A 20973-nucleotide genomic window follows, 5' to 3' on the forward strand; every position below is an offset into this window, starting at 1 on the left:
GAGCGGCGGAGGCCGCTCTTTTTTTATGAGCGTTGCAATCGTCAGACAAGTGTTAAACGGCTAGGGATGAAGCCCACTCAGTCCCCGCTGGACAGCCGCTTCGACCTCGGCGAATGGGATCTGAGCCAGACGACCATGACTGGATAACCCGGGTAATTTGAGCTGGCTGCTGAGCGGCGTCATCAGGCCGCACAGGTGGCGGGCAACCAGTCGGGGTGTCAGCGGGTGCGGGTGACAGGCGTGCTGTAATTGCTGCAGCCAACTCTCCAGCGGTGCGCTTTGCAGCAGGCTGGAGGGGGCAGCCTCCGGCAATATGGCGCTGGTTCCGCGGCAGCTGGAGCAGTGACCGCACCGCTGCGGCGCCTGGGTGTCGGCAAAATAGTGGGCCAGTTGCTGGCTCAGGCAGTTTGGCGAGCCGAAAAACTGCACCATCTGCTGAATGCGTTGCAGCTCGCTTTGCTCCTTATCCAGAAATTGCTGGTGCAGTTGCAGACTCAAGGACTGCAAATCGTCCGGCAGTGCCAGTCGATGGTAGACCTCGGTCATCTGCTTGCTTTCCAGCTCGATCCAGCCTTGCTGGTGCAGATAATCCAGCGCGGTAACGGCGCGACTGCGTTCTGCACCCAGACGAGCCAGCTCGGCCAGATCCAGCGAGCACCAGCTGCGGGCGCGCGGCGCGGCAGCAAACACCAGTTGCAGAAATTGCCGGCGCTCGCCATGGAAGCGGCCCAGGATCTCCTCGGGCGACTGAATAAACTTGAAGCGGAACTCGGCAAAATAGCTATAGGCCGGAGCTATGACGCCAGCCAGCTCCAGATAGACCAGCAAGGTCTTCAACGGCAGCAACCGGATATTGCAGCGCTGGCTCAGGCGCAGCAGGACGATTTCCCATTCCGCCGGGCTAGTACGGATCTCTTCCAATACCTGGGTGATGCTCGTGCGATCCGGGGTGTCGCCATAGACAAAGTTTTCCAGTACCGGGACCTGCTCACGGCTAGCCAGCACGGTGCAGTGGGCGAGTTGACCATCCCGCCCGGCGCGGCCGATCTCCTGGGAGTAATTTTCTATCGATTTGGGCAGATCGTAATGGACCACCCGACGAATATTCGCCTTGTCGATGCCCATGCCGAAGGCAATGGTGGCCACGATGCAGTCGTGCCGATTGCTCATGAATCCCTGCTGGATGGCTTCGCGCTCCTCGGATCCCATACCGGCATGATAGGCCTGCGCCTGGATACCGGACTGCTGCAGTAAGGCCGCCACCTGCTCGGCCGTCTGCTGCAAGGTGACATAGACGATGGTCGGCTGTCGAGGTGCTTGCGCAATCAGCTGCAGCAGCATCTGGTCCCGTCTGGCTTGAGGGGCGGGTAAGACGCTGATATCCAGATTGGCGCGATAAAAGCCGGTCGCCACCACATGCTCCGGCGCTATGGCAAATTTGCGCTGCATATCGGCGATGACGGCAGGGGTTGCCGTGGCGGTGAGCAGCAAGACTTGAGGGATCTGCAATTGCTGACGATAGCTGGGCAGCTTCAGATAATCGGGGCGAAAGTTGTGGCCCCATTCCGAGATGCAGTGTGCCTCATCGACCACCAATAAGGAGAGCGGGATACGGGCGATGAAGCGGCGGAAGCGTTCGTTTTTCAGGCGCTCTACCGAAATCATCAGGATCTTGAGCTCACCCCGCTCGACCTGAGTCATCAGCTCGCGGCTCTGGTTGGCATCCAGTGTCGAGTCCAGCGCCGCGGCGGCAATCCCCTTGCTGCGCAGAAACTCCAGCTGATCATGCATCAGGGCCAGCAGGGGGGAGATGACGAGTGTGAGGTGGGGTAGATGCAGGGCCGGGAATTGATAGCACAGTGACTTGCCTGAGCCGGTCGGGAAAATGGCGGCCACCGAATGTCCGGCCAGAATGTGCGCGATCACCTCGTCCTGACCGGGTCTTAGGGTCGAGAATCCGAAGTACTGCTGTAAGGAGGACAAAACCATGGCACTGGACTCACAAGGCGTGAAAAGGGCATCAGATTAGCATGGGGCTCTCGCATCCCGAGCCCCCGGAAACCTGTCAAATCTGCGTTTGGTCATAAATTCGACATCTGAACCCTTTTACCACGCATTCATACGGGGAAATGGCCGAGTATTCAGGTATTCTGTGGCGGATTTGCCGCATATGTCAGGAAGGTATGCGGCGAAATGGACCCATTAATGACACATTCACAGCCATGGATATGCTATGAAACCATCAACCAATCCCCTTATTCGTTTGCTCCAACGCACCTCGCTGGTCAGCCAGATTGTGGTCGGTCTGGTACTCGGCTGCCTGCTGGCCTGGATTGCACCTGCACAGGCACAACTGGCGGGCTTACTCGGTAGCCTGTTTGTCGGGGCCTTGAAAGCCGTCGCGCCGGTACTGGTGTTTATTCTGGTGGCTGCCTCCATTGCCAGCCATCAACAGGGACAGAAAACCAGTATCCGTCCGCTGCTGATCCTCTACCTGTTCGGTACCTTCTGCGCGGCTGTGGTCGGTGTCGTTGCCAGCTTCGCCTTTCCATCGGAGCTGCAGCTGGCCACCAATACCGCCGATATCACACCGCCGGGCGGCATCAGCGAAGTACTGGGCACCTTGCTGTTCAGCGTGGTCAGCAACCCCATCAAGGCGCTGATAGAAGCCAACTACATCGGTATTCTGGCGTGGGCTATCGGCCTGGGGCTGGCGCTGCGCCATGCCAATGCCAGCACCAAGGAGCTGATCCAGGATCTCTCTCACGCGGTCTCCAGTATCGTCAAATGGGTGATCCGCTGTGCACCATTGGGGATTTTTGGTCTGGTGGCCTCGACGCTGGCCGAAAGCGGCTTCTCGGCACTGCTGGGCTACGCCCATCTGCTGGCGGTGTTGCTGGGTTGTATGCTGTTTGTGGCCTTCGTCGTCAATCCGCTCATCGTCTACTGGAAGCTCAAGCGCAACCCATACCCGCTGGTACTGACCTGTCTGCGTGAAAGTGGCGTCACCGCCTTCTTTACCCGCAGTTCGGCGGCCAATATCCCGGTCAACATGGCGTTGTGTGAAAAGCTGAAGCTGCCGGAAGAGACCTATGCCGTCTCCATTCCCCTGGGGGCCACCATCAATATGGCAGGCGCCGCCATCACCATCTCGGTGCTGGCTCTGGCGGCCGTGCATACCCTGGGTATCGAGGTGGATCTGGCAACCGCGCTGCTGCTGAGCGTGGTCTCGACCATCGCCGCCTGCGGGGCATCGGGTGTGGCCGGAGGCTCCTTGCTGCTCATTCCGCTGGCGTGCAGCCTGTTCGGGATTAGCAACGATGTGGCCATGCAGGTGGTTGCGGTCGGCTTTATCATCGGCGTGCTGCAAGATTCGGCTGAAACGGCTCTTAACAGCTCGACCGATGTGCTGTTTACCGCCGCGGCCTGTATGGCCGAAGAGAGCACCGTCCCCGAGGCCACGGCCGAGGTGGATATCGAGCCCGCCGACGCCTGATCCAGACGCGGAATAAGATATGCAACAGGGCGCCTGATGGGCGCCCTTACTTTTGGCTCTGCTCTAATGATGTGTAGCATGGGGCAACTCTTTACTCGGAAGCGATACACTCTTTGTCAAGCCGCTGCCAAAGCGGCTAGCGCGAGATGGTATGCGTCAGTTTTTTGGGGGGAACTGCGGGTTGGGAAAGCGGGCTGAGACCATAAAAAAAAGACCGCACAAGGCGGTCTTCTGATGGGTGCAGCTTAACGGTTACGGGTGGTTACCGTTACTTGGGCTCACCGATAGGCAGTACGGTGCGACCGAATTTTTCGTTCAGCACTTCAGCCATGGCCAGATAAATGGCGGAGCCGCCACAAACAATCCCTTCAAAACCGGCGATAGTACCCAGGGTCGCATTGCCCAGGAAATCACGCGCCGCCAGCAGGCCGAACAGCACGACCAGAGAGCCGAATACGAACTGCAGCGCTTTCGGGCCTTTGAGAGTGCCGAAGAACATGAACAGGGTGAAGATGCCCCACATCAGCAGGTACCAGCCCATGGCGAACTCATCGGCGGCATCGCCCAGACCCAGCTTCGGCAGCAGGATCAGGAATACCAGGCTGATCCAGAAGAAACCGTAAGAGGTGAAGGCGGTCAGGCCGAAGGTGTTACCCTTTTTGAATTCCAGGATACCGGCGATCACTTGCGCCAGGCCGCCATAGGCCAGACCCATGGCCAGGATCATGGCGCTGATGGGCATAAAGCCGGCGTTGTGGATATTCAGCAGCACTGTGGTCATACCAAAGCCCATCAGGCCGAGCGGGGCGGGGTTGGCCAATTTTTCGTTCACGGTTTGTTCTCCAAAACAAAGGTGGTGGGGATGCACTGGGTGAGTAGCATCCAAAATAGTGTGGATGAGCGCGCGCGATTCTAGAGGCAAGCCGGGATGCTGACAAGCTGCGGCTGCCGCCAAGGCGCTAAATTATTGGAAATCACAGGATTGGATGACGAGGCGAACGGTTGGTGATGTCAGGTGATAGCAGAACGGGATGGCCCTATTTAGTCCATCCAGGCGGAGAATGGTCGGTATGAGCTGGCGTGCGTGGTGGCAATGGCTGTCGGGTTGGGGTGCGCAGCGGCAGCCCTATTTGCCCGTGGCGGAGTGGCGTAGCCTGGCGGCAACCATTCCGGTGCTGCAGGGATTGTCTGAGCCGGAGCTGGAGCGGCTGATCGCTCTGGCCGAGCGCTTTTTGCAGGCCAAAAGCATTACCTGCCTGGGGGTGCGTCCCTCGCGGCGACAACTCGGCTGGATGGTGCTGCAGGCGTGCTTGCCGATATTGAATCTGGGGCTGGATTGGTATCGAAACTTCTATGAAGTGATCCTGTTGCCCGATGCGGTCGAACGGGAGGAGACGGTGTGGCTGGATAACGAACTGATGGGTGTCGAGGCCAGCGCTCATCTGGGCGAAGCCTGGGAGCAGGGTCCCGTGGTGCTGGTGTGGCCGGAAGTGCTGCACGATGGCCAGTGGGATGGCTACCATCTGCTGATCCATGAACTGGCCCACAAGCTGGATATGCTGGCCGGTGGCACGGCTAACGGCATGCCGCCGGAGCGGCCCGGAGTGGCGATTACCCAGTGGCAACCGGCGCTGGAGTCGGGGTTCCGCCGGGTGTGCCAGCAGCTTGACACAGGCCAACCGTGCTGGCTGGATGAACAGGCCGCCGAGGGGCCGGATGAGTATTTTTCTATTCTCTGCGAGCAGTTTTTCACTCAGCCCCGGCGGCTACAAGAGCAGGAGCCGGAGCTGTACCGTTTGCTCACTCGCTGGTTTGTCCAGGATCCGGCGGGGCGCCAGCCCCGGGCATCCTGGAGCGATGGGGCCGGTTACCATAGTCGTGGTGCTTGACGGCAATCCCTGACGTCAGCCTCTTAGCTTTTACACAGAGAACCGCTACCTGCTTTACCCGCCGGTGGGCAGATGGCGCCGACGGTGGGCGCTATGTAGTCGCAGTGCTGGGTCTGGGTATAGTCGTGGATTTTGAGTTTTCCGGTGACGATCTCGATGCGCAGCGCTTCGAGTTTGTCGCGCAGCCCCTGGCTGATGAGCCCCTGATTATTGGCATCCAGAGCCCAGCCCACATGGTTATCCAGTAAGCCGAGTTTCAGAACTCCCGGTGTCCAGGTACCGACTTCGGCCTCTTCCCAGGCGGTGTAGGCGGCCTGTCCCATGCTCTTGAACATAGAGGTGAGCATGGTGCCAGGGTAGAGTCCGTTCTGGTTGGTGTCGGAGCCTATGGCTCTGAGACCTTCATCGGCGGCCGTTTGATACACGCCAAGGCCGGTGCCCCGGGCGGCGGCAAAGATGATATCCACCCCTTCGGCAAATTGCTCTTTCGCCAGAAAGCTGCCCTTGACCGGATCGGCAAAGGCTAATGCCGGCGTCGAGGCGGCATAGCTCTGCTTTACCTCGATGGCTGGATTGGCATATTTGGCGCCCTGCTCGAAGCCGCAGCCATATTGATGGATGCCGGGCAGATCCAGGCCGCCCACAAAGCCGATGATACCGGTCTCCGACTCGGCCGCGGCGAGCGCTCCGGTCAGGAAGGCTCCTTCTTGTACCTTGAAGAGAATGGAGCGCACATTGGGCTTATCCAACTGACCATCCAGCAGGGTGAACTGGGTGTTGGGGAACTCATCGGCGATGGTTTGCAGCGCAATCCCCTGTTCGCCACCGACCAGAACAATCGGGCTATAGCCGTCGCCCGCCAGCTGGCGCAAGGTGTTCAGGCGTTCTGCGGCACCCGCCGGTGCGCGCTCGGTGACCTGGATGCCGGTCTCCTTGCGGTAGCGCACCACGCCCTCTTCGTAGACTTGCTGATTCACCGAATGGTCATATTTGTCGGCGACACTGTAGACCACGGCCGGTTTGGTGGCGGCCAGCGCCAGGGTCGGTAGTAACGTCAGCAGGATAGGCGTCCAGATCCGGGTCAAGCTGTACATTCATCAGGTCCTTGTACTGGGGTGACTCACCCATGAGGCACCAAAGGAGACACATTTTTCCTGCTTTGCCGAGTGTGATCAAGCTCAAAGAATCATGATGGGAAATGAAAGGCCTTTCATCTCCAAAGGTGGTAAGAAGTAACCGGTTACCTTGATTTTAAAGGAAAAAAAAGAGGAGCCACTGGCTCCTCTTCTGGTCTGGAGGGGGAGGTTTATTCCACCTCGTTGCCGTTTTTCTGTCCGGCGGCAAAGCTACGCACATTCTCCAGAGTGGTGTTGGAGATCGCCAGCAGCGCTTCTTTGGTCAGGAACGCCTGGTGACCGGTGAACAGCACGTTATGGCAGGCAGAGAGGCGACGGAACACATCATCGGTGATCACTTCGTTGGAGTTGTCTTCAAAGAACAGCTCCTGCTCTTCCTCATATACATCCAGCCCCAAGGCGCCAATCTTGCTCTGCTTGAGGGCTTCAATCGCCGCGGTTGCATCCAGCAGACCGCCGCGGCTGGTATTGATGATCATGACGCCGTTCTTCATCTTGGCGAAGGCTTCGGCGTTGAGCAGGTGATAGTTCTCCTTGAACAGCGGGCAGTGCAGGCTGATGACATCGGATTCCTGGAACAGGGTATCCAGATCGACATATTCGGCCCCCAGATCCAGCGCCGCCTGGTTCTGGAACGGATCACTCACCAACAGACGCATACCGAAACCCTTGAGAATGCGCAGGGTAGCGATGCCGATCTTGCCGGTGCCGATGATCCCGGCGGTGCGGCCATGCATGTTGAAACCCACCAGACCATCCAGGGAGAAATTGGCATCCCGGGTGCGCTGGTAGGCCTTATGAATGCGGCGGTTCAGGGTCATCATCAGACCGACCGCGTGTTCGGCCACCGCTTCCGGGGAATAGGCCGGCACCCGGACCACGCGGATGCCGAGCTCTTTGGCGGCTTGCAAGTCCACATTGTTGTAACCGGCACAGCGCATGGCCAGCACCTGGGTGCCGTTGGCGGCCAGATCGGTGAGCACGGCGCGGCTGAGATCATCATTCACGAAGGCGCAGACCACCGGGTAGCCATGCGCCAGACGTGCGGTTTTCGGGTCGAGACGCACATCAAAATAGTCGAGTTTATAACCAAAGGCCTGATTGGCCAGTTCAAAGTGGTCACGGTCATAGGCTTTGGCACTGAACAGGGCGATTTTCATGGGACACCTCCAAATGAATATGTAATTAAATTACATCAATGGGTGGGATTGTCAAAGGTTGTTGACTAAAATTGATTTGAATCAGGCATTGATGGAGTTTGGAACGGCATTTGTGTAATTAAATTACAGATAATGCTGTGGGATGCTTTGAGTCTATCACCGAAATCTAATTCCGCCTGATACTGATTTTACCCTGTGTCGTGGCGCGATAGCCTGGATGACTCGCCGGCCGGTTGAGTTGCGGCTGCTGGGTTTAATCAAATCGGAGATAAAAAAAGGGAGCCGAAGCTCCCTAAATGCAGGTTGAACACCTGGGTTGGGGTTTTCAGATAACCATCAGGATGGAAGCGCGGGCTGCGGCTCCTCATCATGTTCCAGCAGTTGCTGGGGTTGTGCGCTCTCATCCTTGAGATCCACGCCGGTCAGGCGGCGGATAAAGGCTTGTTCCAGCAGCCAGGCCAGCTTGTGGGCGGCCTGCGGGAAGTCGAGTCCGGCCGGGCGCACATTGGAGATGCAATTGCGTTCGGAGTCCATGCGCCCGACATGCGGCTGCCAGGTCAAATAGAGACCCAGACTGTCGGGGGAGGAGAGGCCAGGACGTTCGCCGATCAGCACCAGCACGGCACGGGCAGTGAGCAGCTCGCCAATCTCGTCGCCCAGGGCGACCCGGGCCTGTTCGGCCACGATTAATGGAGCCACGTTCAGCCGCAGACGCCGCAGATGGGGCAACAGACTGGCGATAAACGGTTGGGCATTCTGATGCAGGGCGGTCGAGGAGAGACCATCGCCCAGCACTATGGCCAGATCGTAATCTGCCAGCTCTAGGGCTTGCAGCTGCTGGCGACTCGGTTCATCCAGGCATCGGCCCAGATCCGGGCGCCGTAAATACTCTTCCCGATTACGAGCGGCGCTGTGCACCGTCAGAACGTGTTGCCCAAGCACCTGCAACGCGCTCTGTAACTGGGCCACATCCAGCGGTTGATGCACGGCATCCCGGGCCTGGGCATGGGCCAGACCAAATTGCAGCAGGGCATCGGTGGGCAGGCTGACGCCGGTGCGCCCCAGGGCAATGCGCGCCGAGGTGTAGCGTTTGAGTTCTTGCCAGGGATTGAGATGGATGAGTTCAGACATATGTGGTTCTCCGGGCAGGCTTCAGGCGACGCGACCGCTTGGGATGGTGGGACCAAACTGGCTCAAGAGTGGATGACGCAGGTTGGCATCCAGCAACTGGCCTCCGGTATTGGTCAACTGCATGCGCACCAGCCAGTCAGCAAATTCTGGTGCGTGTTTGAGGCCGAGCAATTCGCGAATGTACAGCGCATCGTGGAAGGAGGTGCTCTGGTAATTGAGCATGATGTCATCGGCTCCGGGCACCCCGATGAGGAAGGTCAGTCCGGCGTTGGCCAGCAGGGTCAGCAGGGTATCCATATCATCCTGATCCGCCTCGGCGTGGTTGGTGTAGCAGACATCACAGCCCAGCGGGACGCCCAGTAACTTGCCACAGAAGTGATCTTCGAGCCCGGCGCGAATGATCTGCTTGCCGTCATACAGGTATTCGGGACCGATAAAGCCGACCACGGTATTGCACAACAGGGGTTTGAAATGGCGCGCTACGCCGTAGGCGCGGGCCTCGCAGGTCTGCTGATCGACACCATGATGAGCATTGGCGGAGAGGCAACTGCCCTGGCCGGTCTCGAAATACATGACATTCTGGCCGACGGTGCCGCGCTTGAGGCTCAAGGCTGCCTCATGGGCTTCGGCCAGTAACGCCAGATTGATGCCAAAACCACGGTTGGCCGCCTCGGTTCCGGCGATGGACTGGAACACCAGATCCACCGGCACGCCGCGCTCGATGAGCTGCAGGGTATTGGTGACATGGGTGAGGATGCAGGATTGGGTCGGAATGGCAAACCGCTGGATCACCTCATCCAGCATCTGGTTCAGGCTGGCCAGTACCGGCAGGTTGTCACTGGCCGGATTGATCCCCACCACGGCATCGCCGGCACCGTAGAGCAGGCCGTCGAGCATGGCGGCGGCGATGCCTTGGGGATCATCGGTCGGATGATTGGGCTGCAGGCGCACGCTCAAATGGCCCGGCAGGCCTATGGTGTTGCGAAAGGCGGTGACGACATGACACTTCTTGGCCACCAGGATCAGATCCTGATTGCGCATCAACTTGCTGACCGCCGCTGCCATCTCCGGGGTAATGCCGGGCGCTACCCGGGCCAGGGTGGCGCTATCTGCCGCTTCCGAGAGCAGCCAGTTGCGAAAATCCCCCACCGTCAGATGACTGATGGGCGCAAATGCCGCGGCATCGTGCTCATCCAGGATCAGCCGGGTCACTTCATCCTGCTCATAGGGGATCAGCGGTTGCTGCAGGAAGGTGCGCAATGGCAGATCCGCCAGGGCCATCTTGGCGGCCATGCGCTCCTGAGCGGAGGCGGCCGCGACACCGGCCAGATAATCGCCGGAGCGTGCGGGGGTCGCTTTGGCCATTAGACTGCACAGGTCGGGAAAGTGGTAATTCTGGTGTGCCAGCGTCCTTCGGTACATGGAATTCTCGCTTTAACGGATAAGGCCGGGAAAAAAGCCACCGGACGAGCCGGTGGCAAATCACCAGGTTGTTGCTCATGGCTGCCACCGTAACGGCGGCAGACGATTTCTGCTCCAGCGGCGTCTTGCAACGCAGCCGATTAATAGACCTTCACCAGCTCGCCATCGGCAGAGGAGACCTCGGTATCATGGGTCAGGCGGAAGTAGGCGTAACCGACCAGCATCAGACCACCGAAGATCAACGCCAGCAGGGTGTTGTAGTAGACCATGGCCGCCAGGCACAGCACGGCCAGACCCAGAGCCAGAGCTGGAGCGAACGGGAACAGCGGGGCGCTGAATGGACGCTCCAGCTTGGGTTCGCTCTTGCGCAGCTTGAACAGGGCAGCCATGGAGATGATGTACATGACGATGGCACCGAATACCGACATGGTGACGATATTGGCGGTCAGCGGCATACCACCGATGACGATCAGTGAGTCGGAGAAGATGGCCAGGATGCCGACGACACCACCGGCCAGGATCGCCCAGTGTGGCGTCTGGAAGCGACCGTTGACCGCCGAGAGTGATTTTGGCAGGTAACCGGCGCGGGCCAGGGCAAAGATCTGCCGTGAGTAGCCCATGATGATGCCGTGGAAAGAGGCGATGAGGCCAAACAGTCCCAACCACACCAGCATGTGCAACCAGCCACTGCTTTCGCCAACGATCATCTTCATCGCTTGTGGCAAGGGGTCGTTGATGTTGGAGAGCTTGCTCCAGTCACCGGCACCACCGGCAAAGACCATCACGCCCATGGCCAGAACAACCAGGGTCAGGATGCCGCCGATAAAGGCCTTGGGAATGGTTTTCTTCGGCTCTTTGGCTTCTTCGGCCGCCATGGCTGCGCCTTCAATGGCCAGGAAGAACCAGATGGCAAACGGGATCGCCGCAAAAATACCGGAAATAGCCCCCATGCTGAATTCGGATTCGCCAGCCCAGCCGTTGGCGGCAAAGTTCGCCATGCTGAAGCCCGGGCTTACCACACCCATAAACACCAGCAGCTCGAAGATGGCCAGCAGGGTCACCATCAACTCGAAGGTGGCGGCAATGCCCACACCCACCAGGTTGAGACCCATAAATACCAGATAGGCACCCACCGCAACCCACTTCGGATCAATCGCCGGGAACTGTACGTTCAGGTAGGCACCAATCGCCATGGCGATGGCCGGTGGCGCAAAGACAAACTCCACCAGGGTCGCGAAGCCAGCGATATAGCCACCGACCGGACCGAAGGCCCGATAGGCATAGGCAAAGGGGCCGCCCGCATGGGGGATGGAGGTGGTCAGCTCGGTGAAGCTGAAAATAAAGGCGGTGTACATGGCCGCGACCAGCACGGAGGTGACCAGAAAGCCAAGGGTACCCGCCTGGGCCCAGCCATAGCTCCAGCCGAAGTACTCACCGGAGATGACGAGACCAACGGCGATCCCCCACAAATGAAAGGCTCCCAAGGTACGCTTGAGGGCCGGTTGTTTACTGTCCTTTTGTTGCATGATGGATCCCCTATTCGACTGTCAACCCTGACAGTTTCTACAGGGATGTATCGCAAAGGGCGTACCAAAACCGGATGACGGGTCAAATCCTTATAAATCAATATGTTGAGTTGATTTAGTTGACGGGGCTTGCACGCATGTGGTGCAAATTCCCCAGCCTGGCTCATCAGGCTGGGGACTGGGCACTTAGCCTTGCTCTTCGGCAGCGCGTTGTTCTGGCCGATGCGCTTTTATATAGGCGGGTATGTTTTCCGAGCGGAAATAGAAGCCATAGGCGATGGCGCAGAGTACAAAACAGAGGATAAACAGCCATTGCCCATCCAGATGATCAATGATGAGGCCCCCCAGAATCGGTGCACTGGCGGAGCCCAGCAAATATAGGGAGGCGGCACCGACATAACTGCCGCGCAGACGGGGCGGCGCCAGCTCATCCACCCGCAGGTTGAGGGCCGGAAACAGGATCACCTCGCCGACACTCAGCACAAAGGCACTCAGCAGCCAGCCCATGGGCCAGGAGACAGGGGTAAACCAGAATCCGATCTGGGCCAGGGCGAACAGGACGCTGCCGATCCGGATGCGCTGCCCGGCACTGAATCGCGCCAGGGTATGAACCAGTGGCAACTGCAAGAAGACGATGGTCAGGGTATTGATGAGCAGTAGCTGGGTGATGAGTGCGGCGATATCGGGGATCGATAAGCGCATCAGATAGAGATCCAGCGTGCTCTGGAAATGGGCGTAGACGAACATGGTCAGCACATTGCCCAGGGTCAGCAGCAAGAAGGCCCGATCCCGCGCCAGCACCTGCAAGGTGGCGGCAAAGCCCAGTGAGCTCAGCACCTGGCGGCGGCTGTCGGTGACCCGCCACAGGGCGCCAGCCAGTAACAAGCCGTAGAGCAGGTAGCCGCCAGCGGCGAGCCAAAAGGTGTGCTGCTGGGCGGAGAGTCCCAGCCAGAGGCCACACAAGGGGCCCAGAGCGCCACCCAGATTGATCAGGTAATAGCGCAGTTGCAGGGCCAGCTCCCGATCCTGGCCATCGGGGCAGTGGTCGGAAATCATGGCGCGGCTCTGGTTTTCCAACAAGGAGCGCATCATGCCGTTACAGGTGGCGCCCAGTGCAAACCAGGCCGGGCTCGCGGCGCAGGCAAACAGGCTCATCCCCAGGATACCCAGACCACTGCCGGTGAGCATCACGCGCCCCCGGCCATAGCGGTCGGCCAGATTGCCACCATAGATGCCGAACAGGGTGCTGAAACCGGAGGAGATCGCCAGTATGAGGCCTGTATCAGTTGCCGAGAGGGCGAATTTTTGGAACAGCATCAAGCCCAGATAGGGCCAGACCATAAAGAAGGCAAACCGCGAGAGGAAGGTACCGAGCAAGATGATGTGGATGAGGGCGGGTAGGGCGAATAGCCGACGCCAGGAGAGTAACGGATCCGTGTGCATGCAAACTCCTTGGATTGTGAGCACACAGCCTAAGATCAACTGCATCCGAGTGCAATCGTCAGGCAATTCTGTTTGCCGATAGGCTTACAGATAGTGTGATCTATCGGTGTGCCAGTTGTTCGCACCTATGGCGTACCCGGTTGGCGTCATCCCTGGCCGGGCGTAAGATGACGCTTTGCGCCATTGCCATCCCTTAGCCATTGCATCAAGGAGCTCCGCCATGTTTGCTGCCCATATTGCTGATCTGGACCATATCCATAGTTTACCCCCTCGCTTGCGCCACTATCTGGTGCAGGCGCTGGCGCTGTTGGCCAGGGAGCCCCAACCGGGCAAGCATGTGCTGGATGGCGAGCGGGCGTTTGTGATCCTGGCCGATGATCATACGGCCCCGGCTGCCGAGCGGCGGCCGGAGATCCACGCCCGTTATCTGGATGTGCAACTGCTGTTGCAGGGTGAGGAGCGGATGGGCTATCGCCCGCAGCGTGCCAGCCAGCAACCGGATGATGATCGGTTGGCGACGCAGGATCTGGCGTTTTTCAACCAGCTGGAGGGCGAGCAGTTTCTCGATATGCGGCCCGGGGATTTTGTGGTGTTCTGGCCCGGTGATGCCCACCGCCCGCTGTGTGCCGTTGCTGCGCCGATGCCAATCCGCAAGGCGATCCTGAAAGTGGATGCCAGCCTGCTGCGGGATTAATGGTCGCTGATGACTTTCATTGCACCAGTGGTTTGATTGGATAAGGGATTGCAAACCGGGGCGGCTGAGTGGCCGCCCCGGATCACTTTCAGGGCTACGGCAAGGGCGCGGGTTGCAGTTGCCGGGCCAGGGGCGGCATGATCTGTGGCATCAGCGCTTGCCAGTAGTGCCAGGTGTGGCCTCCCGGGGCGTAGTCAAAGGGCAGGGGGTGACCGGCGGCCTGCAGTTGCTGCTCCAGACGCTGGTTGGTGGCGGTACTGATGTGATCGTTCGTGCCACAGTAGAAATGGGTGAGGGGCATCCGAGCCAGCTGTTGGGCATCGAGCACCGGCATCCGTGCCGGATCAAAATAGCCGGAGAGCGCCAGACTAGCGGCAAAGGCCTGCGGATGTTGATAGGCCAGCACGAACGCGCCGAATCCACCCATCGACATGCCGACGACCGCCCGTTGTTTCGGGTCGTCACTCAAACCCCACTGCCGGGTCTGCGGCAACAACTCCTGTATTAAATAGTCCGCGACATCGCCTTGATAGAAACTCTTGCCACCATCGACCATCAGCAGCGCCATGGCAGGCATGGTGTGCTCGGCGATCAGGGTATCGAGCAGGGCAGGAAGCTGGCCATCCTGCACCCATTGTTGCCGATCCATACCATAACCGTGCAGCATCAGCGCCCAGGGCAGAGGTTTTCGACTGTCGCTGCCTGCGGGCCGATAGATCAGCAACTGCTGCACGCCCAGTCGGCGGCTAGTCACTGTCAGCATCTGCAGAGTCCCCCGCTCATCCGCGTTGGCGCGCGGTAGATAGCGCTGATCGGGCGGGCCGACCTGCAGCAGGGCGTTCATCCCGCCAGAGCCATCCGGGCTTTGCGCCTGAGCGGCCGGATCCGTCAGCCAGCGCCCATCCTGCACAAATTTATAGGCCCACTTGCCGGGCTCCAGATACAGGGTGAGTTGCCAGTTACCCTCGGCATCCCGGGTCATCGGCAGGGTATCGGCTTGCCAATCATTCATCTCACCGGCAACGTAGACCTTGGATGCGGACGGCGCTGCCAGCTGCAGCTGGACCGCTTCGCGTCCCGGTGCGGGTGTCAGGGCAGGCTCGGCGGCTGGGGTTTGTGCGTGCTGGGTCATGAACATGGTTCCTTGCTGGCGGCTACTTTGGTAGTGCAGTTGCATTTCGTCACGCTCTGGCTGGTAGCTCAAGTCCATGACGCCCTGATCCGGATCGCCCTCCAGCGACCAGTGTAGTGTGAGAGGCGAGGTCGATCGCACCTCGGCCTGGATATCAAATTCGATGGCGGCCTTTTGCCAGTCGGCATCCAGCTGGCGCCAGTAGTGCACCCGCAGCGGTTTGCCCTGCTCGGCCGCAGCCATATCCAGGCTCAGCCCGTCGCGGATGCCATCGCCCCAGGTACCTTGCCAGCGTTGGGGGAGTGGAGCGGCCTGGCTAATCGAAGGTAAGAAAGAACAGCACAGCAGCAGGGCTGCGATCGATGTACCTCGTTTCATCCGTGATCCTGATAGCGGGAAGTGAGAGTGACCAGCCTACAAGCGGCGGGCCCCTGGTACTTGATTTCCTGCGCCAATATCGGCGGCTATCTGGATTGTCTTCTCGATCACCACAGGCGGTATTCCGGGCTGGGGGTCGGGCGAACGGGCAGGGTGAAACGGAATGGATCGTTGCAGTGCGGTGATGGGATATGTAACTCAATCGGTGCATCCGCATGATGCCAGCCGCGATGAAACAACCACTGGGCATAGCAGTGATACAAAAACACGGGTAACTGCTGCACAGAGCCGAGTAAGGTGAAGGTCGCTTGCCAGTTCGCAGGCAAGTAGAAGGCGGTGAGGCCTTGAGGCGGCGCACCTGCGCCTGCTGTGGTGGCGACGGTGAGCATCAGTGGCTTAGTCGCGAGTGAAGGCTCCTTGCTCATCAGGACACGTTGCGGCTGGCGCGGAAACAGATACGCCAGCTGATCCATCAGTTGCGTCAGCGTCCCCGCAAACTCCGGACTGCCGGGGCCGCCATGGCCGATCGGACTTTGCAGGCCCCACAGTGTCTGTGCCGGTTGCCAATGCCGCTGGGGTTCGGCTTGTGCGTGCGCGGCAAGCTCAGTGAGCGCCCCTTCGTCGAGCACCGGACGGCGGTAACAATGAAATGCTGTGCCCGAGTGACGGAATTCGCTGGGGGTCATGAAGAACTGCCGACTAAAGGCGCGGGTAAAGGCTTCGTGGCTACCGAATTGGCAATCCAGCGCCAGGGTCAGGATATCCGGATGTCCGTTCAACAATAACTCGGCCGCACGGCTCAAACGGCGGCCCCGCAGATAGCCTACCAGTCCTTCACCCACCTGGGTGCTGAAGCAACGTTGCAAGCTGCGGGTAGACAGTGCGGACTGTGCGGCCAGATCACCGATCTCCAGCGGTTCGAAGAGGTAGCGTTCCAGATAGTCGCTCAGGCGTAATAATCGATCCCGACTCATGCCATTCCCTGTACCCATAGCTTCATGGAGGCGGATTATCCGCAGTTCCTTTCGTATCCCCTAGTGTGCTGATCACTATTTCTACAAAAGATCCAGATAATCACTTGAAAACTGGTTATTCATACAGTACTGTTTATTCATACACCGAATGCGCGCCGAAGCAGTGATGGATGCCAGTCGGTTCCCCTCAAGATGACGATGAATTTTCAGGAGAAGACGATGAGCGTATTTGTGAATGGACTGTTTGTAGGCAACGAAATTTATCCAGGTGTCTATGCCGAAGCGCTGGCAGGCCCGAGCTGGATGATCCGCAAAGAGAACGAAAAAGGCTGGCCGTGCCGGGTCGGAGAGATCAAGGGCAGCCCGGAGGCGGGCGAGTTTCTGGCCTGCTCCTGCCTGGGCGATGTTAAAGGCCGTGCTTACAGCATGCGGACCGCAGTGCGCTTTTTGCTGAACTGATACGGCAGCGAGTGGCCGGATTACCAGCGCCTTGACCCACGGCTCCGCAGCAACAACAACGCCCACATCACTGCGGGCGTTGGCATTTTTTATCCGGGATGCTGATTGTTAACCGCGTTGTGCGGGCGGTGATCGGCTTACGAAGATTTGACCCAGCTGACTTTGGGGGCTTGCACATCACCACATTCCCAACTGACACGCTTGGGCATCATCAGGGTGAGATAGCTGTCAAAGTTGGGGGCCGGCGTCTCACGGCTCATCCACGACACCTTGATGCGTGGTGAGGTGTCACGCCACTGCACATGGCGACGAACATCGATGATATTCGGCTGGATATTTTCTACCAGCTCGACGGTGACCGATTTGGTCTTGGCCACGATCCATGGTACGCGCACCGGGCGAGGATCCCCTTCACGCCAGCTGATAAAACGCGTCGGCATATTGCCTTCACTGATCTGGGCCGGTTGCAGGGTGATCTTGCTCTTGGCAATGCCCTTGATGAGCCAGACCACCTTGACGCGCTCTTCGCTCTGCACATTCATGTCTTGTGTTTCCATATCCATTCCCTCTGTAAAAAGCTCGCCATCATTATCTTTCTTGGCGTTATTGATGGTTCGATGAGCGAGAACACTGACGCAACGAGCGTGGTTATCGTTGCGGGTACAGTTTCAGTATATGGCGCTTGGCTCCGACCAAAAGGGGGGGAGCCAGATAAATTTGTTGCTTGTGCGGTGGATCAGTAGACTGGGGCCCATTTTGGCGATGGATGAACAGACATGGCACTCAAAGCGACTATTTTTAAGGCACTTGTCAATGTGGCCGACACCGACCGCAACGTCTATCTGGAGGAGACTCTGACTCTGGCGCGGCATCCTTCGGAAACCGACGAGCGTTTGATGATGCGCCTGCTGGCCTGGGGACTCAATGCCGCACCGGATCTGGAATTTACCAAGGGACTGTGTGCGGACGACGAGCCGGATCTGTGGCGCAAGGAGCTGCATGGTGATATCGCCCACTGGATTGAGGTTGGTCTGCCCGATGAGCGGCGCCTCAAACGGGCCTGCAACCGCTCGGCAGCCGTGACCCTGTATGCCTATGGCGCGCGTGCGGCGCAGATCTGGTGGCAGCAGAACCAGCCGCTGCTGGCCAAGCAACAGAACCTGAGCGTCTATTTTGTCGATGATGACTTTGCCCAGGAACTCTCTTCCCGCGCCGAGCGCAATATGAGTTGGCAGATGACGGTGAGTGATGGCGTGTTATGGCTGAGCAGCGGCGACTTCTCTACCAGCTGGCAACCCACCTGCTGGCAGAAGGCGCAGGCATAAGCGCAGCCCAGCAGGCATAAGCCCAGCCCAAAAGCACACCGACAATTCACGGTAAGTGACAGTCAGGAAATTCCCTTTCGCCAACTCGCCGTAAACCCTTCCCTGGGGGCTCGATGGCGGCATCTCTGCCGCCAACGGTTGGCTCAAGGGATCACACCCTGACTTATCTTGCCGGCAGTGCACCCGAGGGGGCGTGTGGCGCGGCGGTTATTCCGCGTCATCCTCGTCGGGCTGCCAATCGCTGGCAAAGTACCAGTAACCGTTATTGATGAGGGTGGTCAGCCAGGCCAGTTGCACCGGATCCTGCAAGGCCAGATCTTGCTCGGCGAACGAGATCTCAGGGCCATCACACAGCTTACGGGCCAGAGCGCCGGCACCTTCCGGGATCGGCAGGCGTTCACCGTTGATAAAACAAACCTCAGGCCCGGTTTCCAGATACAGGGTGCGTAGCCCTCCCAGCTTGTTCAGCACTTCCCCGGCTTGCAGCCGATCGTAGATCTCCCCTTCGGCAAATGGCGGCTCCACCGGCTGCAGATCCAGCTCATGGCGGCTTTGACTGAGATAACTGGCCAGCCAGGGGGCAAACGCATCCCCTTGCAGCATCTGCTCCATCATCTCGCGCAGGGCTTGCACCTCGGTTGTTGTTACCGCGCCCGGATGGGTGCGACGTTGCAGCTGCGGGTCGCTGTAGCGGCGATTTCCCAGCTCGTCGGCCAGCAGGTGGTCGGCGAAGCTGCTGAACAGATCCCGCTGGTTAGGGGCGCGAAAACCCACCGAGTAGTTGAGGGAGGGCTCGATGGCGTAGCCATCGTGGGGGAATCCAGGCGGAATATAGAGAATATCGCCAGGCTCCAGCTCGACATCGATGATCGGCTCGAACGGATCGACCTGCAGCAGATCCGGATGGGGGCAGAACTGCTTCATGGCGACTTTCTCGCCCACCCGCCAGTGACGGCGGCCCTGACCCTGAATGATAAAGACATCGTACTGGTCCAGATGAGGGCCAACGCCACCACCGGGCAGGGAAAACGAGATCATCAGATCGTCAATCCGCCAGTTCGGCAGACCGCGAAACGGCGTCATCAACTCGCTCACCGGCGGATACCAGTGATCCACCGCCTGCACCAGCAGCGACCAGTTGGCTTCGCCATAACGCTCATAATCCTCGAAAGGACCGTGCTCCACCTGCCAGTGATCGGCACCCTTGACCACCAGACGGCTATCCACCGTCTCTTCCATGGCCAGACCCGCCAGCTCATTCGGGGTCAGCGGATCGACAAAATTACGAAATCCCTGCCGGATCACGGTAGGGCGCTTTTGCCAGAAAGTGGCTAAAAATTCCGGCCAGTCGAGGGTGAAATCATGGCTCATAGGGGCGTGGCTCCGCGCAAGAGAACAAAAAGGAATAGGGCATCACACTGAGGGCTCCTGCCCAGTATAGGGCAGGAGCTAAGGAGGGATCAGGATTTGGGCTTGAGCAGGGCACGCAGATCATCAGCGGTACGGGGAGCGCCGCGCAAAATGGTATCCCCGATGACAAAGGCCGGCGTGCCGGTCAGTCCGAGCTGCTGCGCCAGCTGGTGATTGGCTTTGAGTTGCTGCTCGATGGCCGGATCCTGCATCTTCTTCTGCACCGCCGGCCAGTTCAGTTTTACCTGCTTGGCAATGGCGGCCACATCGTTTTCATCCTTGAGGCTGCCTTGGCGCTCCATCAGCGCATTGTGGAAGGCCACGAATTGCTCCGGATGCAGGCTCTGTACCGCCAACGCGGCCTTGGCGGCCAGGTAGGAAGTTTCGCTTAAGATCGGGAACTCCTTATAGATCACCCGGATGCTGGGGTCGCTGGCCAGCAACTCGTGCATCGCCGGGGTGGCGCGCTTGCAGTAGCCACAGTTGTAATCCATGAATTCGACAATGGTCTGGGTGCCCTTGGCGTTGCCGCCGACCGGATCATTGGCTTGCTCGAACAGTGCCTTGCTGTGTTGCTGGATGAGTTCGACATCGGCCTTCTGCTGCTCGGCTTCTTGCTTGGCGCGCAGGGCGTTGGACATCTCGATCAGCAGCTCCGGGTGGCTGACCATATATTCGCGCACTATCTGCTCCACATCGGCGCGCTGCAACTCGGCGGCCGAGGCGGGGACTGTGCTTAAGGGGAGCAGGCAGGCGAGAACGGGCAGAACAATCTTCTTCAATTTCATAAGCGGGGCCATCTTCTGGATCATGGGGGAAGGATGCGAGGCGTTTATATAGCGTGAGGCAGGGGCGTCAAGTCAAGTCTGGGACGGCAGAACGGCGAAAATTGGCGCAATTAAACCGCTGCTTGCCGCAAAAGCAAGCAATCAGTTCGCGGGGGAGTTTACAAAGCCCGGGCCAGTGAGTAGTATCCTCGCCAATTCGGAGGGGTGGCAGAGCGGCTTAATGCAACGGTCTTGAAAACCGTCGATGGGCGACCATCCGTGGGTTCAAATCCCACCCCCTCCGCCAGATCTGAGAAACCCGGTTGATTCTATCACCGGGTTTTTTTCTGCCCGCGATTTAGCCTCGCCTTCATTCTGTGGTGACTCGCGGTTGCGCGTAGCAGAACGCTGGCCACAGCGAAGGCGCGCATCAAGCTGTCTCTCCGCGCCCAGCTTTTCTTCCACATCCGAGATCGCACCTCAGCCCTCTGCCGTGGTGAATATCCGCGGGGGAGCCGAAGTAGGCCATTAATATATATTTACTCTTATATTAATTAAAATAACTATTATTATCCTATTATCCTATTATCCTATTATCCTATTATCCTATTATCCTATTATCCTATTATCC

General features: G+C 58.9%; 18 protein-coding genes and 1 tRNA gene. 6 read left to right on the plus strand and 13 right to left on the minus strand.

What is annotated here, in order from left to right:
* Positions 1-60: 60 nt before the first annotated feature.
* The gene (locus tag ACZYUB_RS09360) at positions 61-1989 is read right to left on the minus strand and encodes a RecQ family ATP-dependent DNA helicase (protein ID WP_463947368.1); all 1929 of its coding nucleotides are present in this window, start codon (positions 1987-1989) and stop codon (positions 61-63) included.
* A gap of 244 nt (positions 1990-2233) precedes the next feature.
* On the opposite strand from ACZYUB_RS09360, the gene sstT reads away from it, so the two are divergent.
* Positions 2234-3496 carry a serine/threonine transporter SstT gene (gene sstT / locus ACZYUB_RS09365; protein WP_463947370.1) on the plus strand — a complete coding sequence of 421 codons (1263 nt, stop codon included), beginning with the start codon at positions 2234-2236 and terminating at the stop codon, positions 3494-3496.
* A gap of 268 nt (positions 3497-3764) precedes the next feature.
* On the opposite strand, the gene ACZYUB_RS09370 is transcribed toward sstT, so the two are convergent.
* Positions 3765-4328 (minus strand): acetate uptake transporter, encoded by a 564-nt coding sequence (locus ACZYUB_RS09370; RefSeq protein ID WP_460881900.1) that lies wholly within the window; start codon positions 4326-4328, stop codon positions 3765-3767.
* Positions 4329-4566: 238 nt separating this feature from the next.
* Between ACZYUB_RS09370 and ACZYUB_RS09375 the strand changes: the two genes are divergently transcribed.
* Complete coding sequence (locus tag ACZYUB_RS09375; RefSeq protein WP_463947373.1) at positions 4567-5385, plus strand: M90 family metallopeptidase; 819 nt, start codon at positions 4567-4569, stop codon at positions 5383-5385.
* 23 nt (positions 5386-5408) lie between these two features.
* On the opposite strand, the gene ACZYUB_RS09380 is transcribed toward ACZYUB_RS09375, so the two are convergent.
* From ACZYUB_RS09380 to ACZYUB_RS09405, 6 genes are all read right to left on the minus strand, one after another.
* Positions 5409-6479, minus strand: a complete 1071-nt coding sequence (locus tag ACZYUB_RS09380) for a BMP family lipoprotein (protein ID WP_463947375.1) — start codon at positions 6477-6479, stop codon at positions 5409-5411.
* A gap of 212 nt (positions 6480-6691) precedes the next feature.
* Positions 6692-7681, minus strand: a complete 990-nt coding sequence (locus ACZYUB_RS09385) for a 2-hydroxyacid dehydrogenase (RefSeq protein ID WP_463947376.1) — start codon at positions 7679-7681, stop codon at positions 6692-6694.
* A 336-nt stretch (positions 7682-8017) separates the two neighbouring features.
* Complete coding sequence (gene eutC, locus ACZYUB_RS09390) at positions 8018-8812, minus strand: ethanolamine ammonia-lyase subunit EutC (protein ID WP_463947378.1); 795 nt, start codon at positions 8810-8812, stop codon at positions 8018-8020.
* Positions 8813-8833: 21 nt separating this feature from the next.
* Entirely contained in the window at positions 8834-10234 is a 1401-nt protein-coding gene (locus ACZYUB_RS09395) for an ethanolamine ammonia-lyase subunit EutB (protein ID WP_463947380.1), read from the minus strand.
* A gap of 140 nt (positions 10235-10374) precedes the next feature.
* Positions 10375-11760 (minus strand): ethanolamine permease, encoded by a 1386-nt coding sequence (gene eat / locus ACZYUB_RS09400; RefSeq protein WP_463947382.1) that lies wholly within the window; start codon positions 11758-11760, stop codon positions 10375-10377.
* Between the two features lie 186 nt (positions 11761-11946).
* Positions 11947-13203, minus strand: coding sequence for an MDR family MFS transporter (locus ACZYUB_RS09405; RefSeq protein ID WP_463947384.1), 1257 nt, complete (start codon positions 13201-13203; stop codon positions 11947-11949).
* 220 nt (positions 13204-13423) lie between these two features.
* Here ACZYUB_RS09405 and ACZYUB_RS09410 point away from each other — a divergent pair, with 220 nt between their 5' ends.
* A complete protein-coding gene (locus ACZYUB_RS09410; RefSeq protein ID WP_463947386.1) occupies positions 13424-13897 on the plus strand; it encodes a NanQ anomerase/TabA/YiaL family protein in 474 nt (157 codons plus the stop codon).
* 94 nt (positions 13898-13991) lie between these two features.
* Here ACZYUB_RS09410 and ACZYUB_RS09415 read toward each other — a convergent pair whose 3' ends face one another.
* Both ACZYUB_RS09415 and ACZYUB_RS09420 read right to left on the minus strand, forming a co-directional pair.
* Entirely contained in the window at positions 13992-15407 is a 1416-nt protein-coding gene (locus ACZYUB_RS09415) for an alpha/beta hydrolase-fold protein (protein WP_463947388.1), read from the minus strand.
* A gap of 107 nt (positions 15408-15514) precedes the next feature.
* Positions 15515-16381, minus strand: coding sequence for a helix-turn-helix domain-containing protein (locus ACZYUB_RS09420; protein WP_463947390.1), 867 nt, complete (start codon positions 16379-16381; stop codon positions 15515-15517).
* Between the two features lie 219 nt (positions 16382-16600).
* Here ACZYUB_RS09420 and ACZYUB_RS09425 point away from each other — a divergent pair, with 219 nt between their 5' ends.
* The gene (locus tag ACZYUB_RS09425; RefSeq protein ID WP_463947392.1) at positions 16601-16840 is read left to right on the plus strand and encodes a hypothetical protein; all 240 of its coding nucleotides are present in this window, start codon (positions 16601-16603) and stop codon (positions 16838-16840) included.
* A 137-nt stretch (positions 16841-16977) separates the two neighbouring features.
* Here ACZYUB_RS09425 and ACZYUB_RS09430 read toward each other — a convergent pair whose 3' ends face one another.
* Positions 16978-17397: a hypothetical protein gene (locus ACZYUB_RS09430; RefSeq protein WP_463947394.1), complete on the minus strand. Its 420-nt coding sequence runs from the start codon at positions 17395-17397 to the stop codon at positions 16978-16980.
* Between the two features lie 219 nt (positions 17398-17616).
* Here ACZYUB_RS09430 and ACZYUB_RS09435 point away from each other — a divergent pair, with 219 nt between their 5' ends.
* Positions 17617-18165 (plus strand): YaeQ family protein, encoded by a 549-nt coding sequence (locus ACZYUB_RS09435; RefSeq protein ID WP_463947396.1) that lies wholly within the window; start codon positions 17617-17619, stop codon positions 18163-18165.
* 207 nt (positions 18166-18372) lie between these two features.
* Here the strand turns inward: ACZYUB_RS09435 and ACZYUB_RS09440 are convergent, their stop codons facing one another.
* Together ACZYUB_RS09440 and ACZYUB_RS09445 are read right to left on the minus strand one after the other, a co-directional pair.
* Positions 18373-19536 carry a ribosomal protein uL16 3-hydroxylase gene (locus ACZYUB_RS09440; RefSeq protein ID WP_463947398.1) on the minus strand — a complete coding sequence of 388 codons (1164 nt, stop codon included), beginning with the start codon at positions 19534-19536 and terminating at the stop codon, positions 18373-18375.
* Positions 19537-19625: 89 nt separating this feature from the next.
* Positions 19626-20363: a DsbA family protein gene (locus ACZYUB_RS09445; protein WP_463947400.1), complete on the minus strand. Its 738-nt coding sequence runs from the start codon at positions 20361-20363 to the stop codon at positions 19626-19628.
* A gap of 198 nt (positions 20364-20561) precedes the next feature.
* Here ACZYUB_RS09445 and ACZYUB_RS09450 point away from each other — a divergent pair.
* Positions 20562-20649: transfer RNA gene (locus ACZYUB_RS09450), tRNA-Ser, on the plus strand.
* Positions 20650-20973 lie beyond the last annotated feature (324 nt).

The sequence above is a fragment of the Pseudaeromonas sp. HNCC25DJ182 genome, assembly GCF_055413365.1.

Excerpts from the sequence above, each read along its gene's own strand:
- ACZYUB_RS09445 (WP_463947400.1), bottom strand. The coding sequence starts at position 20,363 with ATGAAATTGAAGAAGATTGTTCTGCCCGTTCTCGCCTGCCTGCTCCCC.
- ACZYUB_RS09435 (WP_463947396.1), top strand. The coding sequence starts at position 17,617 with ATGGCACTCAAAGCGACTATTTTTAAGGCACTTGTCAATGTGGCCGAC.
- ACZYUB_RS09420 (WP_463947390.1), bottom strand. The coding sequence starts at position 16,381 with ATGAGTCGGGATCGATTATTACGCCTGAGCGACTATCTGGAACGCTAC.
- ACZYUB_RS09395 (WP_463947380.1), bottom strand. The coding sequence starts at position 10,234 with ATGTACCGAAGGACGCTGGCACACCAGAATTACCACTTTCCCGACCTG.
- ACZYUB_RS09430 (WP_463947394.1), bottom strand. The coding sequence starts at position 17,397 with ATGGAAACACAAGACATGAATGTGCAGAGCGAAGAGCGCGTCAAGGTG.
- sstT (WP_463947370.1), top strand. The coding sequence starts at position 2,234 with ATGAAACCATCAACCAATCCCCTTATTCGTTTGCTCCAACGCACCTCG.
- ACZYUB_RS09385 (WP_463947376.1), bottom strand. The coding sequence starts at position 7,681 with ATGAAAATCGCCCTGTTCAGTGCCAAAGCCTATGACCGTGACCACTTT.
- eutC (WP_463947378.1), bottom strand. The coding sequence starts at position 8,812 with ATGTCTGAACTCATCCATCTCAATCCCTGGCAAGAACTCAAACGCTAC.
- ACZYUB_RS09410 (WP_463947386.1), top strand. The coding sequence starts at position 13,424 with ATGTTTGCTGCCCATATTGCTGATCTGGACCATATCCATAGTTTACCC.
- ACZYUB_RS09380 (WP_463947375.1), bottom strand. The coding sequence starts at position 6,479 with ATGTACAGCTTGACCCGGATCTGGACGCCTATCCTGCTGACGTTACTA.
- ACZYUB_RS09360 (WP_463947368.1), bottom strand. The coding sequence starts at position 1,989 with ATGGTTTTGTCCTCCTTACAGCAGTACTTCGGATTCTCGACCCTAAGA.
- ACZYUB_RS09405 (WP_463947384.1), bottom strand. The coding sequence starts at position 13,203 with ATGCACACGGATCCGTTACTCTCCTGGCGTCGGCTATTCGCCCTACCC.
- ACZYUB_RS09415 (WP_463947388.1), bottom strand. The coding sequence starts at position 15,407 with ATGAAACGAGGTACATCGATCGCAGCCCTGCTGCTGTGCTGTTCTTTC.
- ACZYUB_RS09375 (WP_463947373.1), top strand. The coding sequence starts at position 4,567 with ATGAGCTGGCGTGCGTGGTGGCAATGGCTGTCGGGTTGGGGTGCGCAG.
- eat (WP_463947382.1), bottom strand. The coding sequence starts at position 11,760 with ATGCAACAAAAGGACAGTAAACAACCGGCCCTCAAGCGTACCTTGGGA.
- ACZYUB_RS09425 (WP_463947392.1), top strand. The coding sequence starts at position 16,601 with ATGAGCGTATTTGTGAATGGACTGTTTGTAGGCAACGAAATTTATCCA.
- ACZYUB_RS09440 (WP_463947398.1), bottom strand. The coding sequence starts at position 19,536 with ATGAGCCATGATTTCACCCTCGACTGGCCGGAATTTTTAGCCACTTTC.